Origin of the sequence: Flagellimonas spongiicola (assembly GCF_023502425.1) — a bacterium.
GTDB lineage: Bacteria > Bacteroidota > Bacteroidia > Flavobacteriales > Flavobacteriaceae > Flagellimonas > Flagellimonas spongiicola.
Map to the genome: position 1 here is coordinate 413166 of NZ_JAMFMA010000002.1, position 26437 is coordinate 439602.

The 26437-nt window shown below is 39.3% G+C and carries 29 protein-coding genes; 12 read left to right on the forward strand and 17 right to left on the reverse strand.

From position 1 onward, the window contains the following. From M3P19_RS08030 to M3P19_RS08045, 4 genes are all read left to right on the forward strand, one after another. Positions 1–264 (forward strand): DUF3098 domain-containing protein, encoded by a 264-nt coding sequence (locus M3P19_RS08030; protein ID WP_249657144.1) that lies wholly within the window; start codon positions 1–3, stop codon positions 262–264. 1 nt (position 265) lies between these two features. Then, positions 266–1060 carry an undecaprenyl-diphosphate phosphatase gene (locus M3P19_RS08035; protein ID WP_249657145.1) on the forward strand — a complete coding sequence of 265 codons (795 nt, stop codon included), beginning with the start codon at positions 266–268 and terminating at the stop codon, positions 1058–1060. Between the two features lie 35 nt (positions 1061–1095). Then, positions 1096–1800 (forward strand): tRNA pseudouridine(55) synthase TruB, encoded by a 705-nt coding sequence (gene truB, locus M3P19_RS08040; RefSeq protein WP_249657146.1) that lies wholly within the window; start codon positions 1096–1098, stop codon positions 1798–1800. Positions 1801–1927: 127 nt separating this feature from the next. Beyond that, a complete protein-coding gene (locus M3P19_RS08045; protein WP_313791619.1) occupies positions 1928–2599 on the forward strand; it encodes an energy transducer TonB family protein in 672 nt (223 codons plus the stop codon). Here M3P19_RS08045 and M3P19_RS08050 read toward each other — a convergent pair. The 6 genes from M3P19_RS08050 to M3P19_RS08075 form a co-directional block, all read right to left on the reverse strand. Continuing rightward, positions 2582–3214 (reverse strand): thioredoxin family protein, encoded by a 633-nt coding sequence (locus tag M3P19_RS08050; RefSeq protein ID WP_249657148.1) that lies wholly within the window; start codon positions 3212–3214, stop codon positions 2582–2584. The two genes, M3P19_RS08045 and M3P19_RS08050, sit on opposite strands and share 18 nt — an antisense overlap. Positions 3215–3339: 125 nt before the next feature. Beyond that, complete coding sequence (locus M3P19_RS08055) at positions 3340–4212, reverse strand: YitT family protein (protein ID WP_249657149.1); 873 nt, start codon at positions 4210–4212, stop codon at positions 3340–3342. A gap of 32 nt (positions 4213–4244) precedes the next feature. Then, positions 4245–5654 carry a TolC family protein gene (locus M3P19_RS08060; protein ID WP_249657150.1) on the reverse strand — a complete coding sequence of 470 codons (1410 nt, stop codon included), beginning with the start codon at positions 5652–5654 and terminating at the stop codon, positions 4245–4247. Next, positions 5638–6990, reverse strand: coding sequence for an HlyD family secretion protein (locus tag M3P19_RS08065; protein ID WP_249657151.1), 1353 nt, complete (start codon positions 6988–6990; stop codon positions 5638–5640). Before M3P19_RS08065 ends, M3P19_RS08060 begins: the two co-directional genes overlap by 17 nt. 4 nt (positions 6991–6994) lie before the next feature. Further along, positions 6995–8662, reverse strand: coding sequence for a peptidase domain-containing ABC transporter (locus tag M3P19_RS08070; RefSeq protein WP_249657152.1), 1668 nt, complete (start codon positions 8660–8662; stop codon positions 6995–6997). Beyond that, positions 8655–9341: a TetR/AcrR family transcriptional regulator gene (locus M3P19_RS08075; protein WP_249657153.1), complete on the reverse strand. Its 687-nt coding sequence runs from the start codon at positions 9339–9341 to the stop codon at positions 8655–8657. Before M3P19_RS08075 ends, M3P19_RS08070 begins: the two co-directional genes overlap by 8 nt. Before the next feature lie 217 nt (positions 9342–9558). Between M3P19_RS08075 and M3P19_RS08080 the strand changes: the two genes are divergently transcribed. From M3P19_RS08080 to M3P19_RS08095, 4 genes are all read left to right on the forward strand, one after another. Beyond that, positions 9559–9915: a dihydroorotase gene (locus M3P19_RS08080; protein WP_249657154.1), complete on the forward strand. Its 357-nt coding sequence runs from the start codon at positions 9559–9561 to the stop codon at positions 9913–9915. A gap of 65 nt (positions 9916–9980) precedes the next feature. Continuing rightward, positions 9981–10544, forward strand: a complete 564-nt coding sequence (locus M3P19_RS08085; protein WP_249657155.1) for a DNA-3-methyladenine glycosylase I — start codon at positions 9981–9983, stop codon at positions 10542–10544. Continuing rightward, a complete protein-coding gene (locus M3P19_RS08090) occupies positions 10534–11115 on the forward strand; it encodes a hypothetical protein (protein WP_249657156.1) in 582 nt (193 codons plus the stop codon). The genes M3P19_RS08085 and M3P19_RS08090 overlap by 11 nt, the downstream gene beginning before the upstream one ends. Next, a complete protein-coding gene (locus M3P19_RS08095) occupies positions 11096–11785 on the forward strand; it encodes a DUF2490 domain-containing protein (RefSeq protein ID WP_249657157.1) in 690 nt (229 codons plus the stop codon). Before M3P19_RS08090 ends, M3P19_RS08095 begins: the two co-directional genes overlap by 20 nt. Here the strand turns inward: M3P19_RS08095 and aat are convergent. The 3 genes from aat to M3P19_RS08110 are packed head-to-tail and all read right to left on the reverse strand — an operon-like array spanning position 11774 to position 14231. After that, positions 11774–12436, reverse strand: a complete 663-nt coding sequence (gene aat / locus M3P19_RS08100; RefSeq protein WP_249657158.1) for a leucyl/phenylalanyl-tRNA--protein transferase — start codon at positions 12434–12436, stop codon at positions 11774–11776. The two genes, M3P19_RS08095 and aat, sit on opposite strands and share 12 nt — an antisense overlap. A 34-nt stretch (positions 12437–12470) precedes the next feature. Beyond that, a complete protein-coding gene (locus M3P19_RS08105) occupies positions 12471–13847 on the reverse strand; it encodes a short-chain fatty acid transporter (RefSeq protein WP_283777924.1) in 1377 nt (458 codons plus the stop codon). 6 nt (positions 13848–13853) lie between these two features. Continuing rightward, entirely contained in the window at positions 13854–14231 is a 378-nt protein-coding gene (locus M3P19_RS08110) for a DUF3127 domain-containing protein (RefSeq protein WP_249657160.1), read from the reverse strand. A gap of 123 nt (positions 14232–14354) precedes the next feature. Here M3P19_RS08110 and M3P19_RS08115 point away from each other — a divergent pair, with 123 nt between their 5' ends. Continuing rightward, the gene (locus M3P19_RS08115; protein ID WP_249657161.1) at positions 14355–15503 is read left to right on the forward strand and encodes a sensor histidine kinase; all 1149 of its coding nucleotides are present in this window, start codon (positions 14355–14357) and stop codon (positions 15501–15503) included. A 5-nt stretch (positions 15504–15508) separates the two neighbouring features. Continuing rightward, positions 15509–15859: a hypothetical protein gene (locus M3P19_RS08120; protein ID WP_249657162.1), complete on the forward strand. Its 351-nt coding sequence runs from the start codon at positions 15509–15511 to the stop codon at positions 15857–15859. On the opposite strand, the gene M3P19_RS08125 is transcribed toward M3P19_RS08120, so the two are convergent. After that, positions 15852–16244: an HIT family protein gene (locus M3P19_RS08125; RefSeq protein ID WP_249657163.1), complete on the reverse strand. Its 393-nt coding sequence runs from the start codon at positions 16242–16244 to the stop codon at positions 15852–15854. The two genes, M3P19_RS08120 and M3P19_RS08125, sit on opposite strands and share 8 nt — an antisense overlap. A gap of 77 nt (positions 16245–16321) precedes the next feature. Then, the gene (greA, locus tag M3P19_RS08130) at positions 16322–16798 is read right to left on the reverse strand and encodes a transcription elongation factor GreA (RefSeq protein WP_249657164.1); all 477 of its coding nucleotides are present in this window, start codon (positions 16796–16798) and stop codon (positions 16322–16324) included. A 184-nt stretch (positions 16799–16982) separates the two neighbouring features. Here greA and M3P19_RS08135 point away from each other — a divergent pair, with 184 nt between their 5' ends. Further along, a complete protein-coding gene (locus tag M3P19_RS08135) occupies positions 16983–17420 on the forward strand; it encodes a Rieske (2Fe-2S) protein (protein ID WP_249657165.1) in 438 nt (145 codons plus the stop codon). On the opposite strand, the gene M3P19_RS08140 is transcribed toward M3P19_RS08135, so the two are convergent. From M3P19_RS08140 to M3P19_RS08165, 6 genes are all read right to left on the reverse strand, one after another. Further along, positions 17417–18412: a Gfo/Idh/MocA family protein gene (locus tag M3P19_RS08140; protein ID WP_249657166.1), complete on the reverse strand. Its 996-nt coding sequence runs from the start codon at positions 18410–18412 to the stop codon at positions 17417–17419. The two genes, M3P19_RS08135 and M3P19_RS08140, sit on opposite strands and share 4 nt — an antisense overlap. A 45-nt stretch (positions 18413–18457) precedes the next feature. Beyond that, the gene (locus M3P19_RS08145; RefSeq protein ID WP_249657830.1) at positions 18458–20578 is read right to left on the reverse strand and encodes a TonB-dependent receptor; all 2121 of its coding nucleotides are present in this window, start codon (positions 20576–20578) and stop codon (positions 18458–18460) included. Positions 20579–21393: 815 nt separating this feature from the next. Beyond that, positions 21394–23493 carry a DUF4301 family protein gene (locus M3P19_RS08150; protein WP_249657167.1) on the reverse strand — a complete coding sequence of 700 codons (2100 nt, stop codon included), beginning with the start codon at positions 23491–23493 and terminating at the stop codon, positions 21394–21396. After that, on the reverse strand, positions 23448–24086 hold the full coding sequence (gene pnuC / locus M3P19_RS08155) for a nicotinamide riboside transporter PnuC (RefSeq protein WP_249657168.1): 639 nt from the start codon (positions 24084–24086) through the stop codon (positions 23448–23450). The genes M3P19_RS08150 and pnuC overlap by 46 nt, the downstream gene beginning before the upstream one ends. Next, a complete protein-coding gene (locus tag M3P19_RS08160) occupies positions 24070–24330 on the reverse strand; it encodes a thiamine-binding protein (RefSeq protein ID WP_249657169.1) in 261 nt (86 codons plus the stop codon). Before M3P19_RS08160 ends, pnuC begins: the two co-directional genes overlap by 17 nt. Positions 24331–24376: 46 nt before the next feature. Then, on the reverse strand, positions 24377–25018 hold the full coding sequence (locus M3P19_RS08165) for a 4'-phosphopantetheinyl transferase family protein (RefSeq protein WP_249657170.1): 642 nt from the start codon (positions 25016–25018) through the stop codon (positions 24377–24379). A gap of 74 nt (positions 25019–25092) precedes the next feature. On the opposite strand from M3P19_RS08165, the gene ahcY reads away from it, so the two are divergent. Beyond that, positions 25093–26409 carry an adenosylhomocysteinase gene (ahcY, locus tag M3P19_RS08170; RefSeq protein WP_249657171.1) on the forward strand — a complete coding sequence of 439 codons (1317 nt, stop codon included), beginning with the start codon at positions 25093–25095 and terminating at the stop codon, positions 26407–26409. The last annotated feature ends 28 nt before the right edge of the window (positions 26410–26437 follow it).

Sequence of the window (26437 nt, forward strand, 5' to 3'; positions counted from 1 at the left end):
ATGAGTAAGAAAAATAAACAGGTTCCAGAATCAACTAAACCTTTTCTTTTTCAAAAGAAAAACTACATTTTCCTTTTTATTGGATTGGCATTTATAGCGTTGGGTTTTATTCTCATGAGCGGGGGCGGTAGCGATGACCCAAATGTTTTCAATCCAGACATCTATAGTTTTCGGAGAATCCGTTTAGCACCCACATTAATCCTCATAGGTCTTGGCATTCAAGTATATGCCATATTGCTGAATCCTAACAAAAACAAGAAATAATTTGGAGTTAATTGATGCCATTATCCTTGGAATCATTCAAGGTCTTACTGAATTCTTACCCGTATCATCCAGTGGTCATCTTGAATTGGGAAAAGCCATTTTAGGTGCTGAATCCCTTCCCGAAGAAAGCCTATTGTTTACTGTAGTCCTACATTTTGCAACAGCGCTTAGTACTATTGTGGTTTTTCGAAAAGATGTATGGGAAATCCTTAGCGGATTATTCCAATTTAAATGGAACGAGGAAACACAATTTTCATTGAAAATCATCATTTCGATGATTCCCGCAGCATTGGTCGGATTTTTCTTGGAAGATTTTTTGGAAGTGTTTTTTGATGGTGCAATAATCATTGTTGGAATCATGCTGCTCATTACCGCAATATTGCTCTATTTGGCCGATTTGGCCAAAACCACGGATAAGGGTGTTTCCTATCGCAGTGCTTTTGTGATTGGAATGGCACAAGCTGTGGCCATATTACCTGGAATTTCAAGAAGTGGAGCTACAATTTCCGCAGCTGTTCTGTTAGGTGTGGATAAGAGTAAGTCCGCTAGGTTTTCCTTTTTGATGGTTGTTCCATTGATCATAGGTAAAATGGCTAAAGATTTGTTGAGTGGTGACATTAATTTTGTTGGGGACCAAGCAGTAGCGATGGGTGTTGGTTTTTTAGCGGCTTTCATTGCAGGTTTGGCTGCTTGTACATGGATGATCAAACTGGTCCGCCAGAGTAAATTGACCTATTTCGCCCTTTATTGCTTAGTAGTCGGATTGATCGCCATAGCATGGAGTATTTGGGGCTAGTTTGGACGGATTCTTACCTTTGAGCCCAAATCCTAATGCAGTTGAAGACACAAGAAGATTTCTTAGACGGTCAGATTTTAGTAATTGACAAGCCTTTGGAGTGGAGCTCCTTTCAAGCAGTCAATGCTTTAAAATGGGCAATTCGGAAGAAATTCAATCTAAAAAAAATCAAGATTGGCCATGCAGGCACATTAGATCCTTTGGCTACTGGCCTGCTCCTAATTTGTACCGGTAAATTCACTAAGAAAATTCCTGAACTGCAAGGGCAGGTGAAAGAATACACAGGAACAATAACTTTGGGTGCCACAAGGCCTTCTTATGATCTTGAGACTGAAATCGACCAAACCTTTCCTATTGATCACATCAATGAAAATCAAATTCAGCAGGCAACCAGGCAATTCATTGGAGCTATTGAGCAATATCCTCCTATATTTTCTGCGCTAAAAAAAGATGGCAAGCGCTTGTATGAATTTGCAAGAGAAGGTAAGACGGTTGAAATCAAACCTAGAACCATCCACATTTCAACATTCGAGATTACGCAAATAACCATGCCCGAAGTGCATTTTAGAGTGGTTTGCGGCAAAGGCACATATATTAGATCTCTGGCCCATGATTTTGGGAAATCATTGGAGACCGGAGCTTATTTGTCGGCGCTGCGAAGAACCAAAATAGGCGATTTTAACGTAGATAATGCTGTCACCCCAGCAGTTTTCAAGGAAAATCTTGGCCTGGAAGCCTAGAAATACCTTTTAAACAAGCGTTTTATTGAACGGTTGTCAATAAAATATTTTTAAAAAAAAGTGGTTATTATTTAGCACCATGAACTTGAACAGAAACCAGTTATCGTTAGTAATAACTTTTTTCTCCATGTCCATAATGGTATTGTTGCTTTTCAACATTCATTTGGGCGGGATGAAGGAGGAAGAGTATGTTATTGAAATGAGTCTGGCGGATGAGGATATTCAAGAGTTGTTGGAAGAAGAGGAAGAGCGTTTAGAGGAACTGGCCAACAATGAGCCTATTAAAAGCCATATGGCATTCAATGAAACGGCAAAACCTACCATAGGAAATCCAGAGCCATTGAAAACCTTGGAAGAACTTATGGAGGAAAGGGCGTTGAGTAGTGAAGATGGTGAATTTTCAAATTCGGACAGCGACTTTGCCAATCAATTGAAAGAGCTCGCTGCAAAAAGGGAAGAGAAGAAAGAGCTTTTAGGAGAGCGAGAAGCCCAAAAAGAAGAATTCACCAATCATCTCAAAGATAGAAGGACTTCAATCTCATTCTCTTTGGTTGAACGAAACGCGTATGCATTACCTCCTCCAATATATACTTGTATAGAGGGTGGAAAAGTGGTCATAAATATCAAGGTAGATACTAACGGTTATGTAACGGAAGCCAGTTTCAATGACAAAAGCTCCGGTACCAATAACTACTGCCTTATTGAAAATGCAATTACTTATGCCCAAAAGGCCAGGTTCAGCCCATCTACCAAATCTTCGCAAATAGGTACAATCACCTATTTATTCCAAGGGAAGTAATTCCAATAAATCCTCCAATATATTTTGGCCCTTGTCCTTATTGTACCAAACCTGAAGGTCTTGTTTGAATGCAGAATCCAATGCTCCATGTTCCAATTTATAAGCTTGAACCATATCCGTTGCAATACTTGGCCTTGGACCCCATTCACCAATGATATCCTTTTGCGCCTTGTCCAATACCAATAACTTTGGAATGGAACGGCCACCATTGGTCAAAAATTGATCCATCAATTCAAGATTATCATCCCGCAGTACAATTTTAAACTCAATATTTGGATTCAACTCCGTAATCTTATTCATCACTGGCAAGCTTGGGGCTGCATCACCACACCAACTTTCGCTAAGAACCAAAAAGACCAATTTCTTGTCAACTTTTGCAATTTTAGCTTTGGCTACATCCGAAAGCTTAATGGTCTTATCCCATCGCTTCATACGACGGTTGTTTAGTTCCGTGTAATTTATCAATGATTCCAACTGCTCTGGACCAGTGGTTTGTTTAGCCTCCGCCAATTCACCAACTAAAGTCCTGTAAGCTGTGTAGTCCATCCCTTTTGCAATAGCTTTTTGAACCAAGTCCAATGTAGCTTTCTGTGTATTTCCGTTTAGTACTTCCATAAGATTTTTTTCAAATTTAGCTCAGCATTTTCACCCTAAATCTGATTTTTGTCATTGGTTGGTTTTTTTCAACAAACCTTACAATCAGGTAGTTCAACCCAATTATCGGAATGATTAACCTGAAATTAAGAACCCAAAAACCGTTTTTTAACCATTCCTCCTCTGGTATCATTAATACTGCTCATAACCACAAAGGCAGTACTGTCTATTTTATCTATTTCAATGTGGAGTTTGCGAATTTCCAATCGTGTAATGACGGTATAAATAACATTGTATTCGTTTTGCTCCCCATGATTGCCATAGCCACCTTTAGCTTCATATATGGTAAGTCCCCTTCCCATTTTTTCCACAATCATTTTACGTATTTCCTCGCTTTGTTTGGAAATAATGGTGACTCCAGTATATTCCTCGATCCCTTCCACAACAAAATCCAATGTTTTGGAAGCTGCCAAATAGGTAAGCATGGAATACAAAGCGGATTCAATGGACAACAAATAAGCAGCCGCTAAGAAAATAACCCCGTTGATGAGAATTATGATGTCCCCAATTTTCAATCCCCATTTTTTACTTAAGAATATGGCCAAAACCTCTGTTCCATCCAATACCCCACCTCCCCGAATTGACAACCCAATTCCGGCACCCAAGAAAAAACCACCAAAAACAGCGACCAACAATCTATCCTGGGTTACTTCTGGAAATTCAACAAACAAAAGTGTTAACGCCAAACCTAAAATCGCAATTGCTGTTTTTAGCGCAAACTGTCTCCCTATCACCTTGTATGCCATGAAAATGAAGGGAAGATTGATTATAACGATGAGCAACCACAAGGGTACTTGCGTGATTTCGGAAATCAACAATGAGATTCCAGTTACGCCACCATCAATAAAAATATTGGGCAATAGGAAGCTTTCAAGGCCAAAAGCAGCAGCGAAGATTCCAATAGTGATAAAGAAGGAATCCTTCAAGATTCTACCTGATTTGGTCTTTTTCGTCGTCATCAACCTACTTTTATCCTGCGGCATAACTTGATTTAAATATCAATAGGGTTTATGGCCAAACTCTTGAACAATTTTGCTTTGGTGTGCAGAAATTTATTCTGAACCTCATTTTGTTTAAGATTTGCATCTATCAGCTTGCTTTCCCTCGAATTAACCAAGAAAACTGAACTTTCACCAAGGGAGAACTTGCGTTCTTCAGCTCTAAGCAAACTCCCATAGTTGGAGACAATCTCAGTTGTGAGTTGGTTTTGCACCGTAAATGAATCCAATTCACGGTAAAGTGCCGTGACTTTGTTAAAGATTTCCACTTCAGCATTGTCCCTTTCAAATTCAACATCCCTCAATTTGAATTTGGCCAATTTTAAATCGCCCCTTTCCTTTCTTAGAAATAAGGGCAATCTAAAGGTCACTCCTCCTTTAAACTGATCAGTTACAAACGAATTCAATTGATCTGGTGTCTCTGTCAGAAAATTGTACTCTACATCCAGCTTAGGTAACAACTTGTTTGCTTTTAACCTTTTATCTACAACCAATCCATCAATTTTATAATTAAGTGAGCGTAATTTGGGATGATTTTCCAGCGTAAAACTGTCCAGGGGCCGCTCATTGATTTGCAATGCCAAATCCACTTTGGTATCCAATTGGGTGTCTGGGATCACTTCCTCTTGCAATTCTACAGGAATGTCGTTGATCCATAAAAAATTGGATAGTGCCAATGACTTTTTCATGTATTTGACCTTGGCCTGTTCCCTGCCCAGCAATCTACTCTGATAAGCAATTTTTGCCTCAACAGTATCAATTGCCGCCATATCACCAATTGCTGCACGCTGCTTTATTCCGTCAAATCGTTGCTCTGCATTTAACACAAAAGCATCGTATACTTTAAAATCAAGGTAGGCCTGAAGCCAATCAAAATAAGCCAGAGAAGCCCTGAAGAGTACTTCGTTAACTGCCAAATCCTGATCTGCTTTGGACTGCTCTCGGAAGAACTTGGCCTTGCGTAATGTGGCCATTCGCTCATTGACCCAAAAACCCCTTGCAAGTGACATGGAAACTCCTGCGCTGTAAAGGCCGTCCACTGGTAGGGTCTCATCTGGATTAATGAAATCCCCTTGGTTTTGTTCAAAATTCCCTTTTAACTCAATACCCAACCATGTAGGTATTTTAAATGTGGTATTCAGTCGGTCCCAGTATTCGGTTCCCTTAAATTCCTTTCGTTCATAATCCACCTCGATTTTAGGGTCGAAGCCCCCACGAGCTTTCATTAAATTAGCCTCCCCAATGGCAATAGTAAGCTGTGCTTGCTTAGCAATGGGATGGTATTTCTTGACATAGCCTAAATATTCCCGAAATTCCAACAATAAGGTATCTTGCTGTGAATAAGACACCGCAGACAAGAGGAATGCGAAAACAAATACTAGAGATTTATTTATTGCCCACATTGGCCATGTTATTTTGCGGTTGATAATAATTTGGTGGGAAGCCATTTAATTGTCTCCATAACTCGAACCAAATGGGCACATCATTCAACAAAGCAATGGTATTTGCACCACTACCTACCCGCAAGGCGTCTGGCCACACACCATCTTCCTCATCAGGAGCCAATAGCACCCTATACTTTCCATTATCACTGATAAAGGTTTCAATAGCCACTACTTCACCCCCAAACGTTCCAAACGAAACGTTGGGCCAGCCGTTGAATACAATTGCGGGCCAGCCGTCAAATTGAATCCGGACCTTTTCTCCTATGTGAATCAAAGGCAAGTCTATGGGTTCTACATAAGTTTCAACAGCCATATCATATTTTGCAGGCATGATACCCACCAAACGATCACCTTCTTTAAACGTTTCACCTATACCAGATTGCAAAGCCTTGTTGATGAAACCACTTTGCGGAGCCCGAATAAACATCATGCTATTTCGGATTTCGTAATTGGTGTATTGGTTCTCCAATTTGGTTACTTGTGCTTCAGAATCAAATTGATTGGATTGCGCGGTGAGCATATCGCTTCGTGCTTTCGATATCTTATCGGTATATTCGGCTTGAACACGATTGATTTCAACTTCAGAATTAATGACTTCGTTCTTACTGGTCAGTAATTTGTTTTGTTGTGATATCAACTTGGCTTGGGTCTCTTGAAGTTTTAATCTTTTTTCTTCCACATCAGTCAATGCCTTCAAGCCCTCTTTTTCCAATTGTGCAATCCGATTAAACTGTCTTTCTGCAATTGTGATGTTTGTCTTGGCAGCTTCCAAATCAATACTGTCACTCTCCACTTTAAGTTTAGACTGCACCAACTTGTTTTTGGCTTGTCTCAATTTTAGTTGCCTTTCAGTGGTCAAAGCCTGTATTTGGCTATTCAAAGCCTTAACCTTCTCCTGATAGGAAGTAACAGCCATGGATTTAGCCTTAATCTGCTGGCCGGTTCTTTCCACTAGATTCGGATCAAAATACTCACTCTTTACCTCTGATATATGTAGAATGGTATCCCCTTTCTCCACAAAATCCCCTTCCCGAACGAACCATTTTTCTATTCTTCCTGGTATTGGCGATTGTATTGTTTGTGGACGTTGGTCAGGCTTTAGGGTGGTTAAAAATCCCTTTCCGGAGATGGTCTGCGTCCAAGGCAAGAACATTACAATCAATGTGATTACGGAAAACACCGTCAGCAATCGGTTAAAATGTTTATTGTGCCTCCTGCCAAAGACTTTTTGAGCCGCTTTGTATACGCTCAAATCCACCTTTTCATTTAATTTGTTGGGCGATATATTCAGCATGACTTTATTTTTCGTTCGTTATTTTTCCTTTTTCCATGGTTATGATCCTTCCACAGCGCTCTATCCACTTTGGATTTTCGCTTACAATAACCAAGGCCCATCCATTGGCTGGATCCGTTAAGAAATCCATGATGGTTACTGCCTCAGCTTCCCCAAATTGATCTAAAGGGTCTTTTAAAACCAATAATTTTGGTTTACGTACAATGCTTCTTGCCAACACAATCTTTTTGGATATGGCATAGGGGATTTGTCTTCCTTCTGGATAAAGTACGGTATTCAGTCCTTGGGGTTGTTCCTTAACAAATTGGGTCAACCCAGTCTTTTCCAAGGCCCAATACACATCTTCCTGAGTTACGTTTGCATCTCCAAAAGTGATATTGTTCAATAATGTGCCTTCAAAAGGTGTTTCCTCGCTAAGGGATTGACCTAAATGGGAACGGTAGTAGTTGAGATTCATCCCTTGCAGAGCTACATCATTCACAAATACTTTACCATTATCCGGCTCCAAAATACCTGCAATCAATCGTAGCAGCGTAGATTTTCCTGATCCACTGGACCCTTGGAGTAAAATGGTACATGTTGGGGAAATCGTTAACGAGACATCATCTATTATCTTCTTATCCCTGTCTGGAACATGATAGCTCACATCTTGTAATTCCACGGTAAATCCTTGATCCTTTTCGAATGGTTTTTCACCATCTTGCGGCTCTAACTTTTTATCTACAACTTGACCTAATTTTTCCAGAGAGGTTAATAGATCGTAGAATGTTTCAAGGCCCAAAATCATTTTTTCAACTGAGCTTATCACTAAAATGATGATGATTTCTGCAGCAACAAACTGTCCTATGTTCATTTCCTGATTGAGTACCAACAAGCCACCAATTAGCAACAGACCTGCGGTAACTAGGACTTTAAAGCCAATCATCTGGATGAACTGCAAAACAAGAACTTTAAAGTGCCCTTCCCTGGCATCTAGATAATCTGCTACGAGCGTATCGTTCTTATCAAGTGCATGACTTGTTTTTCCGGATAATTTAAAACTGACCAATGATCTGGCCACTTCCTGAATCCAGTGGGCGACTTTGTATTTGTTCTTCGATTCATCCAAACTGGTTTCCAATCCTCTTTGCGCTGTAAATTTGAACACCACATAAATCAATAGCACCAATAGAAGTCCATAGATTATGAAAAACGGGTGATAGAACGACAATAACAACAACCCAAAAACAATCTGCAAGAAAGCCGCAGGGAAGTCAATCAATATTTTGGAAAGCCCTTTTTGTACCGTAAGCGTATCAAAAAATCGGTTTGCCAGCTCCGGCGGATAATAATTCCGAAGTTCGTTCATCTTGATTTTAGGAAATCGATAGGCAAACTCAAAAGAGGATCTTGTAAATATTTTTTGCTGAACATTCTCTATGATGCGCATCTGCATCAATTGTAAAGTTCCTGCGAAGGCAACTCCCAAGGTTACCAAAATAACCAACACAATCCAGGAGGTACTTACTTGGGCTCCCTGAATCAAGTTAATTATAGCCTGAATCCCAAGAGGTAGTGATAAATTGACTACCCCAGCAAAGATTGCATAGTAGAAAATCTGAAGGATGTCTTTTTTATCCAATGCCAGTAAACCCATTAATCGTTGCCAAGCGGTGAGGACCATTTCAGCCATTGTCGTTATGGTTTAAGGCTCTAAAAACTAAATCAGTAAAATATTGGGTCGGGGTAACGGAGGCATTGCAATCCGTTAACTTAGGGAAATGCTCCCTAAGGAAATATTGATGCAATGATCCTTCAAGTACTGTACTTGCAAGGCTAGAAGGGTATGGATAATCCTTATCCACCGCTATAATTATTTCTTGAAGACGGTTGACCAATCTTTTGTAGATCACGAAATATCCCTCCTTGTTTTCCTGATCAACTTCTTTGGTCAAATAGGACTTCGAATATTCGTTGATAACAATTTTATTCAGCAGAATTTCATTGACATGCGAAAACGAAATATCTTCTTTCACAGTTTGAGTAAGGACCTCTATGGCCTTTTTAAGTTTGATATGTGGTTCGGAAATGGAGTTTGTGGCGAACACCATTTTGTATTCTAACCACCCCCAGTACCAAGATGTTAAGTACAGCAATAATTTATGCTTGTTCTCAAAGTACCTATAAATGGAACTTTCATTGGAGTTTATCCGATCGCCTAGTTTTCGAAATGTAAAACTTTCAAAACCCATCTCATCAATCATCAAAATACTTTGCTCAACAATACGTTTCCCTAGGTCTGATGATTCCGGATCTTTCACATAGATCTTTTCGTTAATTCCAATTTTAATGGATTGCATTAATCTATCCATGGCGTACTATTTTAATCAATTGCACTCAAATTTAATAGTATTACTATCATATATTGATGGTTTAACACACTTTAACAAAAGTGTTTAAGTTATTTTTGATTCGAATCGTTATTTTCACAGACGCAAATTTGCTTTCCTACACTTGAGTAAGTCAGTTAAAATGCGTATTTTAAAGAAATTGACTGATTTTTAATCTGTTAAACAAAATCTGACGAAAATGAAACAAATCTGTACTGTTATTGCATGTGTTTTTGCACTTTTTACCGCATCAGCACAAGAAAATAATATCTCAACCCTCGAGGTTGGAGATGTTTTGGTTTTGGGTGAGCCTGCCGGATCACATTATAAATATGTGGATGTACCCAGGAAGAATTTTATCATAAAAAGAGGGGGAATTGCTGATATGTCAAGTTTAAGCGATCGGGCCGTCGTTATTACCGACATAAGCTATGGAAAAGAAACCAAAATCACTTTGAAACGAAAAGATGGGAAGAAATTTTTCAGGGTTTACAACACATTCACTGCTAATGCAGAAGATGCCTTGGAAAATGGAGAATTAAGAAAATCGTTATAACAAAAAGCTACCGCTAAATCAATTACATCACAATTCCGCTATCTTTATCGAAAGCGAAATTTACTATGGAGAAACATCGATGTGGTTGGTGTTTAGGCGATTCACTTTATGAGGCCTATCATGATGAAGAATGGGGGGTCCCCGTGAAAGACGACCATACCTTATTTGAGTTTTTGGTACTTGAAACCTTTCAAGCAGGTCTGAGCTGGATAACGGTACTTCGAAAACGTGAAAACTTCAGAAAAGCGTTTGACAATTTTGATTTTAAAACCATTGCAAAGTATCAACAAGCCAAAATAGATGCCTTGCTTTTAGATGCAGGAATCATAAGAAATAAACTTAAGGTGCATGCTACCATATCCAATGCAATAGCTTTTATGCAAGTGCAAGAAGAATTTGGAAGTTTTAGCACCTACATCTGGAATTACGTCAATCATAAACCCATTAAGAACAAATGGGAAAATTATAAGGATTGTCCAGCTACAACTCCACTTTCAGATCAAATAAGCAAAGATTTGAAAAAACGCGGGTTTAAATTTGTTGGAAGTACGGTGATTTATGCATTTATGCAGGCGACCGGTATGTTAAATGACCACGAAATTTCTTGTATTAGATATCATGAAGTATAAATTTCCTTCTCTGGTTGTTTTTCTATTGAGCTTCAACGCTATTGTTGGTCAAAATAAGTATGAAAAAGAAGTTCGTATTTCAAAATCCGAGTTTCCAAGTGAAGCATTTGATTTGGTTTCAACATATATGGATAATGCAAAGCGGATTCGTTTTTATAAGGAAACGGATAGCTTAAAGCAAAGCTTTGAGTTGAAATTTAAAAAAGGAAAACTCCATTATAGTGTGGAATTTGATATTGAGGGAAAATTGGAAGATGTCGAATTCATTATCCAACCCACAGATGTTCCTGAACTAAGTTGGGAAAATATAAATGCACAACTGAATAGGAAATTCGAAAAACATCGGATTCGAAAAATACAACAGCAATACCCCTCACAAGAAAGGAAAACGGAAATGGTGTTGAAAGATGCATTTCAAAATCTCATTCTTCCTTACATCAACTACGAATTGGTTTTTTCTACCAAAGAAACCAAGGGTTACCAACATTATGAAGCACTATTTGATGCTAACGGGGATTTAATCCGGCTTCGCAAATCCTTCCCTGCCAATTATGAACATATCCTCTATTGATTGGCGGTTTATTCTGCTTCTATTCTTAATTCCAATATTGGTGAAAGGTCAAGAAAATTTTACCAGTTATTGGCAACCGCAAGTTGCGCTTAATTATAGGGTTAGTAGTTTTTATACTCATAATTTTTCCGTGGCACATCGCGCATATCTCATTGAAGAAGGAAACTCTGGATTTAGGGGACGGCAATTGGACATGGTGCATTTTTCAAAGTTTGAAATTCAGGATAATCAAAGTCTTGCACTAGGTATCCAATATCGGTTCAGGGATATTTTTGATGGAGGGTCCAACGAACTGCGCCTTACCCAGCAATACAATTTAACAGTAAGGCCACTTGTTGTTCGGTATGGTCATCGATTTCGTTCGGAACAGCGCATTACCAGGAATTCAACCATCCATCGTTTCCGGTATAGATTTACCTCCGATTTCCCTTTGGTTGGTGAAAAAGTAGATATTGGCGAACCTTTCTTTGTTGCAAGCATAGAACAACTTGGCAGTTTTGCTAAAACCTCACGTCCTGAATTCGATATTCGATTGAACACACAAATAGGTTGGCAACTTCAAAAAGGATTCAAATTGTTGGGAGGATTGGAATATCGCTTGGAAAATTATGGTGCGAAAAATCCATTGAACATCCTCTTCTTTCTAACCAGCGCACAACTATCCCTTTAATTTGGCCAGAAAATCATCCCTTGGCACCAGCTTCGCCCCCAAACTTTCCAAATGAGCAGTATGAACTTGGCAATCTATGAGTTTATAGTGGTTCAATTGACAATGTTCCGCCAATTTAATGAACGCATACTTTGAAGCGTTGGGTCGTAAACTGAACATGCTCTCTCCACAAAAAACATGGCCTAAATCCACACCGTAGAGCCCGCCAATTAGTTCATTATTTTCCCATACCTCAAAAGATTTCGCAATTCCTCTATTGAACAATTCCTTATAAGCCAAATTCATATTTGGTGTAATCCATGTACCCTCTTGATCTTTGCGCTTTACATGTGCACAATGTTCCAGCACACGATCAAAGCAGGTATTTTGGGTGAGGGTAAACCTATTTTCCCGAATTAATTTTCGCATACTTTTTGAAACTTTAACTTCTTCTGGTATTAAGACCATTCTTGGGTCCGGACTCCACCATAAAATCAAGGAATCGTCATTGAACCAAGGGAAAATTCCATTTTTATAGGCGGCCAATAACCGTTCAGGCGAAAGATCGCCCCCTACGGCAAGTAGTCCATCTTCATTAGCCATATCCGGTAATGGAAACTCCAATCGTTCCCCAATGAAATACAATGGAAAGTTGTTACTGTCTTTTTCCATGGCACAATTTTCCTTTAAAATTACTGAAAATGTATTACCAAATAAGGAGTCCTGCAATGTAAATAACACTACCGACTAGCATGAATACCAAAGTATAGGGGAGAATTTCCTTGGCCTTTAATTTTGTAATGCCCAACAGTGGCAAAGCCCAAAAGGGTTGTAGCATATTGGTAATCTGATCACCATATACCAATGCCATAACAGCTTTTGGTAGGGGCACACCCAATTGCAAAGCGGATTCTAATACCAACGGACCTTGAACCGCCCATTGACCACCGCCACTTGGCACAAAAATATTGACCAATCCTGCACTAATAAATGTAAATATTGGAAGCGTGGTGGTATTACTCACGGAAACGAAAAAATCCGAAATCCCATTGATCATCCCGCTATTTGCCATAATCCCCATAATACCAAAATACAACGGGAATTGGATTAAAATACCGGCAGTATCCCCAATGGCTTCTTCCACTGCATTCAAAAAGCTCTTGAAACTTCCATGCAATAGAATTGCCAATCCCAACATAAAAAAGTTAAGCATGTTCGGAGTGATATTAAGTTTAATCAATCCGGGTAAATACTGAATAAAAAATGTAGCTAGAAGTAGTAATCCGAATATCGTGGACATCCATGTGGAGCGGTCAAATCGCTCCGCTCCCTCCACAATTTCCGAATCAACCGATTTAAATTGATACTCCTTGAGATGTAGTTTTGTTGGTTCTGTCTTTTTCCCCATCCAGTGAACCACAAAAGTGATAGAAAGCGCCACAACTGTGAAGAGTATCAAATTCCATGCACTGAAAACTGTTGATGATGTTGATATGATGTCTGGTAATTGTTCCAACAATTGACTGTTGGTTACATGCTGCATCAATTCTTGCACATGCCCTTCTTCTGAAGCCTTAATTGGTGCGGAACCACTTATACCGCCATGCCAAACCATCAGTCCACCATATCCAGCTGCTCCTACTAATGGATAGTTTATTGGAATATTGTTCGCCTGCGCATACTCACCCACCTTACGAGCTAAAATAGCACCAAAAATGAGCCCCAATCCCCAATTGAAAAAGGAAACCAACATTGTTGGTAAAACCACCAGTACAGCCGCGCTGGAAGTGGTTCTCACCAAACTTGTGATTCCCAAGATCAGTTTCTCCATTGGTTTGCTTAGTACCAATACATGTCCTAAAACCAAAATGAGCATCATTTGGTAGGCAAAAACCAGAAGCCCATTGTTCCAAATTCCAGATTCCCAATACGAAAGAACGGTCACCACATGATTATGACCTTCTTTGTTTTCGGTAAAACAAAGCGCCAAGATCACGGTAACGACCGTTAATAATATGGCAATAGTAAAAGGTGAAGGCAAATACCTTTTAAACACTTTTTCTATAACCCGAGTAAGTGCCAAAATGGATTAAAAAGGTAAATCGTCGTGATCTTCCTCATTGATATCATCGGCAGGTTCAAAGGCTTCCATTGGTGGAACTGGTGGCATATCACCAGCAGGTTGGGCAGTTTCCAAGTTTTCAATTCTCCAACCTTGAATGGAATTGAAATATTTGGTCTCACCTTGTGGATTTACCCATTCCCTACCTCTTAAATTGATGCTGATCTTCACTTGTTGACCGACACTATAACTGTTCAGTAAATCACATTTATCTTGAACAAACTCCACTAAAATATGCTGAGGGTATTGTTCTTCTGTGGTTATCACAATTTCTCTTTTCCTAAAACCGTTATTACCGTAGGTTTTGGTTTCATCAATCATTTTAATTCTTCCCTGAACTTCCATAAGTGCTATTTTCAATAAGGCTCAAAAATAAACAAAATGCCATCCAATAAAAACGTCCAGCAACACCTAACTATCAACAAATTCTCACAATTCGATTATCTTTAATCAGAATTCCACCGCCGTATGAACTTCAGCCGCAAGAACAAAGCAACCAATATCACTTTATTGATTTCAGCCTTTGTAATTGTAAGCTTGATATTATGGAACACCAATAGTTTTTTTAAGAAATTCAAAGAGGAAGAGCGATTGAAAATGGAGATTTGGGCTACCGCCCAATTGGAACTTATTCAATCTTCAGTAGACCAAGAACTCGGAAATTTGACGCTCAAGGTCATGGGGAACAACACTTCTACACCTATGATCTTGGTCAATGAAGAAGGGTCCTTTAAAACTCATAACATTCTAGAAGAACGGGCATCCGATAGCTTATATATCCAAAAGAAGATTAGACAATTTGCAAGTGAAAACGAGCCCATACACATTGTTCAGGAAGGCGAGCTTTTGGAAACTTTGTACTATGGCAATTCTGAGGTTTTGAATAAGTTGAAATTTTATCCATTGGCCTTGCTGTTGATCATCTTCCTATTTGGAGCGGTGATTTTCTTTTTCTTTAGGACTAACAAGGCTTCTGAGCAAAACAAACTTTGGGCCGGCATGGCCAAGGAAACAGCACACCAAATTGGAACTCCGTTAACCTCATTATTGGGATGGAATGAACTTTTGAAATCCGAAGACATCAATCCGGATATCACCAAAGAGATAGCAAAAGATATTACGCGCTTGCAAACCATTACCGAGCGTTTTTCCAAAATTGGATCTATTCCTGAATTGCAAGAACATGACATAGTTGCCGAGACGGAAAGAGCTTATCAATACCTTAAAAGAAGAAGTTCCAAACTCATACAATTTGAATTTGGTTCAGATGTGGATCATTTACCAGTACTTCTAAATCCTCCTCTATTTAACTGGAGTATTGAAAATTTAGTCAAGAATGGGATTGATGCCATGAAAGGGAAAGGCGCCATAAGCATTCAGATTGAACAAAAAGGGGCCAACGTGAACATCTTAGTATCTGATACAGGTCATGGTATTCCCAAAAGCGATTTCCAGAACATTTTCAATCCTGGTGTGACCTCAAAAAAAAGAGGATGGGGGCTTGGTCTGTCTTTAGTTAAAAGAATTGTTGAAGAGTACCATAAAGGAAAAATTAAAGTACTTTCATCAAATAAAGAAGGAACAATCATGCAAATTACGCTAAAAACAAATGTGTAGGAGTCATGGCAAAAGAGAAACAAATTGCAATTAAAGATGCAGAAATAACCAACAATTGCCCTGAATGTTTCAATCAGGAGCTAAAACTTACATTTTATCAAAAACATACTTATAATGCATTTTTTCATAGGACAACTGACAAGGTCACCCATGAAATTAAATGTAAAAAATGCTATTCGATTATCTATCCGGTGAATTGGACAGATGATATTGAACGTGTTTTTGAATATTACAACAAACTTGTAGAGCCTGATAAACCTCAAGTAAGGTTCACTACATTATTCTATATCCTTTTGGTAGTGGTTATTGGTCTTGTAGGCACGGTAATTTACTTGCGCATGGAGGGGATTATTTAATAGCATCCCGAATCTGCTCCGCAACTTCCTCAAATTCAATTGCAGTCAACTTTTCCTTGTGTTGGAAAGTTGCATTTTTCATGCTGTGCAACGGAATTAAATGTACATGCACATGAGGTACCTCCAAACCAATTACAGTCATACCAACACGTTCACATGGAACTGATTTTTCAATCGCTTGCCCCACTTTTCTGGAGAATGACATCAACTTCATATAGGCATCCTCATCCAAGTCCATTATACGGTCTACCTCTTTTTTAGGGACGCACAGGGTGTGACCCTTGGCATTGGGGTTGATATCCAAAAAAGCGAAATTATCTTCGTCCTCGGCAATTTTATAGCAGGGAATATCCCCATTTATGATTTTGGTGAATATACTAGGCATTAGGTGTGGTTTGGTTTGGTTCTGAACTAAAAAATCCCGTCTTTCGACAGGATTAAAATTAGAACTTTTTAATGCTTTTAGGCTCTTGTAATTTCCAAAATATCAAACTTTAACGTTCCGTTAGGTACTTGTATTTCCGCCACATCACCTACCGACTTCCCTAAGAGACCTTTTCCTATAGGAGATGTTACTGATATTTTGCCAGCCTTCAAATCGGCCTCACTCTCAGCTACCAAAGTATATTTCATTTCCATCCCATTGGTCTGGTTCTTTAGCTTAACAGTGGACAATACCAATACTTTTGAAGTATCCAACTGAGATTCATCTATTAGTCGTGCGTTGGACAAGGTTTCTTCCATTTTGGAGATTTTCATTTCCAAAAGGCCTTGAGCCTCTTTGGCTGCATCGTACTCCGCATTTTCAGAAAGGTCTCCTTTATCTCTTGCTTCTGCTATAGCCTGTGAAGCTTTTGGGCGCTCTACATCCTTTAGATGATTTAATTCCTCTCGAAGCTTTTTTAATCCTTCAGCTGTATAATAAGATACTTTACTCATATCGTCCTTTTTTAAAAGCAAAAGAACATTGGAGAAAATGAAAAATTTTCCCAATGCACTGTTTCGCTACAAATACAAAAATCCTCTACTGCAACTACGTTCAACATAGTTTTTGCGAGGATTTAACGCAAATATAGGCAATTTTTGACCAATTTTGCCGCTGTAATACTATCAAATCCGTGCTATGAAATACATCTGGGGCCTTCCATTATTGATTTTACTTATATCCTGTGAATCGGACCCGACCAACAGAAATCCCTATCTGCAAGAGGTAAGTTTTAGGTTTGATTTGAATTTGAATCTACCATTGTATAATGACCTCAGCAACATTGGTAATCCAGTTTATGTGGGTAATAATGGTGTTGGTACACGAGGTGCCTATGTTATGCGTACTGGCCTGGATACGTTTTTCGCTTTTGAAGCCAGTTGCCCTAATCATACGCCTAGTAGTTGTTCAACCCTTCAGTTGGACGGCCAGAATGTTACTTGTTCGTGTGAGGATTTCACCTATAGCTTGTTTACAGGCCAGCAATTGAACAGGCCAGATGATGGTAATCGGTATTATGACTTATTGTTTTACAGGGCAGTACGAAACGGGGATGTTGTGACTATTTCCAATTAGTTTCCCAAAATTTTATCCATAACCCAACTTGTTTGTAACCCGGTAGTCCCGGTAGATGGATGTTTGGATAATCCTTTAAGATGGTCATGGATGTTTTGCACATGAAAGTGCTGTACATGCCTTGGGTTTTCGATTTCCAACGTCTTTTTGCCTGAAGCATTTTCCAATACCAATGGAGCCTCATCCAAAACTGCAAATGTAATTTTGCCCTCAGACCCATGTATTTCGACCTTATCTTCCCGAAAATGGGTTCCAAAATTCCAGTACCCTTCACCTGTAATTCCATTTTCATGAAGCCAATTGCCGCATATACTATCAGCGGCAGAATAAAGTCCAAGTTGATTCACAGCCAGTCCATTTGCCTTCTTGATATCTCCCAATAAATAGATGAACAAATCCAATCCATGGCTTGCCAGATCATCAAAATACCCCCCTGGTGCAATTGCCTTATCTGTTCGCCAGTTACATGAACCAGATTCATCAATTGGAGTTGGCGATTTGGTCTTGGTCCAATGAATATGTCGAATCTCTCCGATCAATTTGTCATCCAACCATTCCTTTACTTTTAGAAAGCGCGGCAACGATCTTCTGTAATAGGCAACGAATAATGGAACTTCAGCTGCGGCAAATGCTTCTACCATTTCCAAACTATCCGCATAATTTGGAGCCATTGGCTTTTCTATACAGCAAGGTTTTTTGTGCTTTGCCACTTTTAATGCGTAAAACTTATGCGAATCAGGAGGTGTAGCAATATAGATGGCATCTATTCCAGGGTTTTCTATAAGTTCATCAGCATTTGTAGTCCATTCTGGGATGCCATGTCTTTTTGCATAATCCGCAACTTTTGATTCACTCCTGCCCATGACCATCGCTACTTCAAAACCAGGTGTTTTTTGATAAGCGGGCACGCTCTTGATTTCAGTTACGCCACCGCAGCCAATAACACCCCATCGGACTGCAGCTGTATTTAAAAAAGAAAGGGATTCTGTCATATGGATAAATGTACAGAATCCCTTTATTACTCTACTTTTAATGTACTAAAAATTCAGTGTGGCCCCTACTAATAAGTTAATACCTGCTTGAGGATAGAACCCAGCTCCTTCAACTGTTGTGATGGTTCCAGGATTTGAAAAATCATCATCAAAAGTGAAAAAGTAACCGTTTGATACGATATCGGCATCAAATAGATTATTCACCAAACCAGAAAGTACAATACTCTTAACAAATGAGTTGGTATTGATCACGTATTGTACATTCAAATCCGTTTGGGAATAGCTATCCAAAACCGATGTATCAGAATCTATATTCCCCATGTACTGTTTGCCTACGAATTTGGATAATACTGAAATCTGCACATTTTCATTTGGCATAAACGCCAATATGTTTCCGGCGACTAGGTTAGGGGAATAAGCGATATTGGTGTTTCCTAAATCCTGAAGCGAACCATCTCTTTGGAATACAAAATCCACATTTCGGTTATCGCTCAAGGCTATGTTTGGGCGAATGACCCATTGGCTTCCCAATGAAATGTTGGCATCAAGTTCAAGTCCTAGACGGTAACTGTCACCAACATTGGCTCGTAATGGTGCACCAACATCATTTAACTCACCAGTGAGCACCAACTGATCCTTATAACGCATATAATATGCATTGGCATTCAATTGGAAACTTGACGAAACGTAACGCCAGCCCAATTCAAAATCGTTTAGTTTTTCAGGTCTTGGATTACCATTTTCGTAATCATTCCTGTTGGGTTCCCTATTGGCTCTGGCATAAGAGAAGTAAAAATTGTTGTTCTTGTTCAAATTGAATGTGATACCTGCCTTTGGATTAAAGAAATTAAAAGTATCATCCACTAGTCCTGTTTCTTCACCATTGGCCTCAAAGCCAACACCTCGGTATTGCAAATCTCCGAAAATACTCCAACGACCATCCAATTTGTAATTTGCCTTAATGTAGGAATTGAAATCAGTCTTGGTAGAATTATCATCATAATAGCGATCTCTAATGGAGCTATTCCCCGCAAATCTTGCCCAGATCACTTCTCCAAAATGATCACCTTTATAAACGTTATAACCCCCTCCAATAATCAAATCCAGATTTTCCTTGGTGTGGTTCACGGAAGCCACTGTACCATAAAAATCGTTATCTAACCATCGTCTTCGGATTAAGTCCGTAGTGTTTACAGTTTCTCCATTTACGTCAATTGGTTCAAAACCATAGGTAGCAAAATCATCGTCTTCCCTAAATTGTTCAAAATAACCCCTACCGCGTGTGTAGTGTACCGCAATGTTCGCGCTCCAATTTGGATTTAATGTTTCATTCCAATGCAATTGAAAATGATCTTGTTTGTAATTGTCCTCTTCTTTGTCATAGAATTGGGTCACTCCATTTTCATCCGTATACATCCCTGCTGGGTTAAACGTTCTGTTGCTCTCCAAGGTTGCGGCATCAATGCCAAACCAAGACTGGTAGGTTACTTCATGTCCTCCAAAAAGCAATGCTTTGACCAAGGTGTTGTCGTCCTTGTATGTTCCCTGTAAGAAATAAGAATCCAACTGGGAGCTTGCACGGTCAATATAGCCGTCCGAAGTAATTCTTGAGAGCCTACCAGAAAGTTCAAAATGCTCATTCATGAGCCCAGTACTGAACTTTACATTGTTGCGTAATGTATTGAAGCTTCCAATCGAGGAAGAAATTTGTCCGTATGCTTCCTCAGAAAAAGCATCTGTCAATAGGTTAAGACTCGCTCCAAAAGCACCTGCCCCATTGGTAGACGTTCCAACTCCTCTTTGTAACTGTAAACTTTGGGTAGAAGAGGCAAAATCGGGCATATTTACCCAAAATGTACCCTGTGATTCAGCATCATTGTATGGTATTCCATTAATGGTGACATTGACTCTGGTGGCATCACTTCCTCGAACACGTATGCCTGTGTATCCAACCCCTGCACCCGCATCAGAAGTGGTCACAACTGCCGGAAGGTAATTCATTAAAATTGGGATGTCCTGACCCAAGTTTCGTGGTGCAATCTCTTCCTTATCCAAATTGGAAAAAGTGATTGGGAACTCCTTAGTCACCCGTATGGCTTGCACCAATACTTCATCAAGGACAACCTTGGTTCCTTGGATGGTGTCCGTTTGATTTTCCTGGGCCATTGCGGTCAATGATATTCCCAAAAAGAGTAAAAATGACAGTGATGAATTTTTGCGACGCCATGATATCTTTTTTTGCGTTCGCATTGAGCTAAATGGTTTCATCCGTAAAATTGTTTACGAATAAAAGGGGCCATTATTCTGGTTAATAATTGATGTTTGTTTCCGCGGAAACATAGAAATTCCAAGATACGCTTTGCGTATTCCCTTGGCAGCATTACCCGCCCAGGTTCATTGGGTATAATCTCAGCCTGATATATACAAGCACCCCTTTGAGATGGCGCAAATGTACTACCTCATTTCACTTCTCACAACTAAAGAGTGGCTAATTTCAAAAAAAGAAAAGCTCCGATTTCTCGGAGCTTTGTGTGCCAATAGTTGACCTTGCATGGGGCAGCGATCGCCCACCGGCACTATGGATAACGCATGGTTAGTGTTTGCATAGCATTACCCTTTTTTCTTACGTTTCCTTGCCTTGTAATCCTTTCTTACTTGTGGTATTGCCAATATCATAGCCAGAACAAACGAAATGATACTAATGGTCAGTACAATGGTAAATAGCATGGTTTTGGTTTCTATTTAATTTGACACTGCTATTTGCATTAAGTCACAAAAAAAGGTCGCACTTTGTACGACCTTCAACCAAATCAACCAACCAAAAAACTAAGCTACTTATGCTTAGATTTAGACTTTTACGATGCTCATCACCTCATCGTAATTTACTTTCTATTTATTGGACACCAAATATTTTAAGAAGTCACATTTACATAAAAAAAAGCCTCGACGATGCGAGGCTTTTAAATTTTGAAATACACTGTCTAGACTTGATGTGAAGGTTTCAATAAGTCGTTTACAGTCTTTACAGGATTGAAGGTTACCAAGGGCACCTCCACGAACAAGGTATTCCAATATGCCATTGCTCCATTCCACAGCCCAGGTAGTTCCAGTGCTTTGAGTTCTTTTCCTTCTTTGGTTTTTTCCGTGATAAATCCTTGTTTCTCATCTACAAATTGCAGTAGGTCAAATTTTTCACCTTTGTAGTTTCTAACCGCACACACCAAATCTACAGGGTTAAAATGGGTGGAATTCTTCAAAATTGATGCTTGAGCGGAATTGGAAGTATCTATTTGTGCTGATTCTATTATCTGTAACGAAACATTTCCTGCACTATCTTTTATCCAGAATGGGCCACCCCCAGGTTCACCTTCATTCTTTACCATACCACATATCCGAATTGGTCTATTGATTCTATCTTGTAGCAGCTTCAATCTATCTTGGGTAGTCATACCATCAAAATCGTTGGAAAACCGAACATTCAGTTCCTTTTCCAAAAATGATTTTATCGCATCTTGGGTTGATTCATCGATTAAACCTCCATCCAACAATTTTGCATATTTAAAAGCCTGATCCTGCACTTTTTTCAAGATTCCTGCCAACATCTTTTTACTATTGGCCACTGCCTCCAGATTTTCATCAATTACAACATTGTCAATGTTTTTAATGAAAATGATATCTGCATCTTGATCGTTCAAATTTTCTATCAAAGCCCCATGTCCTCCAGGTCTAAACAATATAGACCCATCATTGTTTTTGAAGGGATTGTTGTCCATATCCACCGCTATCGTATCGGTTGAGGGCTTTTGATTGGAATACGATATATTGAAATCAGTTGTGGTTGCTGCTGAAACCCTAGGTCCAGAATTTTGTTGCTCTTCCTTGAACATCGCATTGTGCTGTTCCGAAATCGTAAAATGCAAATTGGCCTTTCCATCGGTTTTGGCATATAAAGCAGCCTCCTTTAAATGTTCTTCAAACGGAGTTGAGGAGATATCGTTATACTTATGAAAAGGAAGTAATCCTTTTGGATAAAAGCCATAATTCAGTCCTTGGTCTACCAACATTTCCTTAACAAACAAATAGGCTTCTTCATCCTTGTTTTTGGCTTTTTCTTTAATGCGTTCCATTATCAAATTGTAAAATGGAAATTGAGATATACTTGAAATGAAACTCTCCATTGCCGAATCCACGGTACGCTTAAAATAGTCAGCAAGTGTCTCTTGGCTTGGATCAAAGGCGTCCAAAAAATTGAATGTTGCCTTGAACATTCTACTCGCCGCACCAGATGCCGGTACAAATTTGAGTAGATGCAAGTTTCCTCTTGACTGTTCAAAGTATTGTACATATTCTTCCTGTTCAGATTCAGAAAAGCGAAGTATTCCATCTGAAACAACGGCCGCTTTCACTAAATCCACAAATGGAATTCCAGCTTTAAACGTTTCTATTTGTTGCTCGACTTTTTCCTTGGAAATCCCTTTTTTTTGAAGCTGATCCAAGTCGTTTTGGTTTAGGTTGGTCATAGAATTTAGGAGTTTATCTATATGTTTGACTGCTGTTGCTAATCGAGTGGATTTATCTCCCTTTAAAATAACGAAATTCCGATCATATTTCTTCAAGGTATCATGGAAATAATCGAACATCCGTTGTCTTTCATTTGGTCTATCCCGAAGGTCATCTGCCTCCCATGGTGTATCTATGTAGGTTAGAAAATAAAGGTGATAACTATTCTCCAATGCATGCTTCTCCAATAAAGGGTCACAATAACCTAAGTAATAGGCTTCGGAATACACCTTTGTTTCAAGTAGGTCGGTGTCGCAAATCAAAACATCGGTTGCCTTTTTGGTAAGCTCATTTTCCAATGTCATCTGCCCATATGCAATGGGCAAAAGATCTTTCGGTTCACAGGTTTTGCGTTCGTTGTTCCATTTGTTCTGTAGATACTCCCGCGCATATTCTGGAACCCAAACAGAATTATAGTGCCTAGCTAATTGTTGGGAAAGTGTAGTTTTTCCTGTTGATTCCGGTCCAAATAGGACTACTTTAACAAGGTTTGAGGGCTCTTGCCTAAGTTTTTCTTCCATGCCTTATACCCGTAAATGGCAATTATGGTTAACAAAAAATAAAGGAGTGAGCTAAAAATTAGTCCTTTATAGGCATACAAAGGTACTGTAATGATATCACCCACAATCCAATATATCCAGTTCTCCAGTTTCTTTTTGGCCATTAACCACATACCCACAAAAAAGATGGCGGTTGTCAGGGTATCCACATAAGCAGTCCATACATTGAACTTATCGGCAATGGCATAAACAACAGAAACAAAAACAATAGTTCCGATAAACAATAGGACTGACCATTTTTTTTCATTCTTGGTTGTCTTGGTAATTGGAACAAAATGTGTGTCATCAACTTTTCGTGTCCACATGTACCATCCCACAATACTCATGATAAAATAGTAGGTGTTGATGAGCATATCACCCAACAACCCCCAAAAAAGCAAGATGTAAGCCGCAATACCAGTACCTATTATTCCGGTTGGATATACAAGAATATTTTCACGTTTGGAATACCATACGCTTAGTAATGCAAAAACAACACTAACAAGCTCTAGAACAATAATATGGGTAGGAACTCCAGCGTACTGGGAAAATATCCATTCAAAAATTTGGCTCATATCCACTACGGTCAGATTTTACCATCTTCATTGTCAAAACCACATGTTCCAAATTAATAAAGGTCGCTTTAATTTCTGTTTGCAGTAATTCCATCACTGCGTCGTAGTCTCCGTAAACTTGGGTGCTTAACGGATTTTCAAGAACCTTTAGCCCGGAAGCTCTCAGTTTTTTAATAAAATCAATGATAGGTGGTTCAAAATTATCCTGAAGAGGGGTTAAGGTAAGTTCTACCGAAATGTTCATAGGTTAGGAGGATTTAAGCCGCAAAGCTAGTAAAAAGTGGGTATTATCAACGCCCCATCATCTTCTGCGCAAAGACACAAGTAAAACCTTCAAATTCCAAAAACTCAATACCGTAATGTGATTTGTTTCCTTGGTGCGTGATCTTTGCCACTGTACGTTTATCATCAAAGGCAAAATCCATGACATCAATATGCTTCAAAAAACTAAGTCCCTGTTGCGCATAGATTTTATATAGCGATTCTTTTGCACCCCAAACTATAGTCAATTTTCGGATTATTGCTTCTGTGTTCGCCAAGGTCCTATACTCCTCTAAAGGGGTGAATTTATTGGCAATCCGTAAGATTTTATCACGCTGCATCTCAATATCAATCCCTACTTCATCTGTAGAACTTACAATGATTCCCGTGAAGTTATGTGAATGGGTTATCGATATATGGTTGCCATCATGCAAATGTGGCTTGCCAAAATCATCATAATACAGATCGTGGTCAACATAATCTGCCTCTTTCATTAAATGCCGTATGCTGAGAAAAGCGCGCCTATGAAACTCGGACTTCATGCTATTCATTCGATTTGCACAATGATCCGTAAGTACCACATCTTTGGACAATTCTTCTTCCAATTCAGTAACTTTCCAAATGTATACCGATGTAGTGGGTGATACCGTAATGGTTTTATATAATGGCACGACTAATAGTTGGGTGATTTCGTATCTTTGCTGACTGTAAAAGCTAAGCTACATAAAGTTAATTAAAAACAAAGATGAGTACAAAGACAATTCCGTATGTACCTTTTAAGGTAAAAGATATTTCCCTTGCTGATTGGGGGCGAAAAGAGATTGAGTTGGCTGAGGCTGAAATGCCAGGACTGATGTCGTTACGTGAGGAGTATAAAGACGAGCAACCTTTGAAGGGCGCGCGAATTGCTGGATGTCTGCATATGACCATTCAAACTGCGGTTCTTATTGAAACCTTGGTGGAGCTTGGTGCCGATGTTACATGGAGTTCTTGCAATATTTTTTCCACTCAAGACCATGCCGCAGCTGCTATTGCTGCAGCTGGAATCCCAGTATATGCATGGAAGGGTATGAATGAAGAGGAGTTTGATTGGTGTATTGAGCAAACTTTGTTTTTTGGTGAAGAGAGGCAACCACTGAATATGATTTTGGACGATGGAGGTGATCTTACTAATATGGTATTGGACCAATATCCAGAGTTGACTGCAGCAATTAAAGGTCTTTCTGAGGAAACTACAACTGGCGTACACCGTTTATACGAAAGAGTTAAGAATGGTACACTTCCCATGCCTGCTATCAATGTCAATGATTCAGTGACCAAATCAAAATTTGACAATAAATATGGATGTCGTGAAAGTGCCGTTGATGCTATTCGTAGAGCTACGGACACCATGCTCGCGGGGAAACAAGTAGTTGTTGCCGGATACGGTGATGTTGGTAAAGGAACTGCCGCTTCTTTTAGAGGCGCTGGAGCTATTGTTACCGTTACTGAAATAGATCCTATTTGTGCACTTCAGGCCTGTATGGACGGATATGAAGTGAAAAAGTTAGAAACTGTAGTTGGGAAAGCTGATGTGGTCATCACTACCACAGGAAACAAGGATATCATTCGCGAAGAACATTTCAGAGGAATGAAGGATAAAGCCATTGTATGTAATATTGGGCACTTTGATAACGAAATCGATATGGCCTGGTTGAATGATACTTATGGTTCAACTAAAGATGAAATAAAACCACAAGTAGATAAATACACCATAGACGGAAAGGATGTTATTGTTTTGGCTGAAGGCCGTTTGGTGAATCTTGGTTGTGCCACTGGTCACCCAAGTTTTGTAATGAGTAACTCATTTACCAATCAAACCTTGGCGCAGATTGAGCTTTGGAACAATAGTGACAAGTATGAAAATGATGTTTACATGCTTCCTAAACACTTGGATGAAAAAGTGGCCAAGTTACATTTGGCACGTTTAGGTGCGGAATTGACCGAATTACGCGAAGATCAAGCATCCTATATCGGCGTTACGGTCAAAGGACCTTTCAAACCAGAATACTACAGGTATTAACAACGTGGATGACCAAGGGTCAACTTGG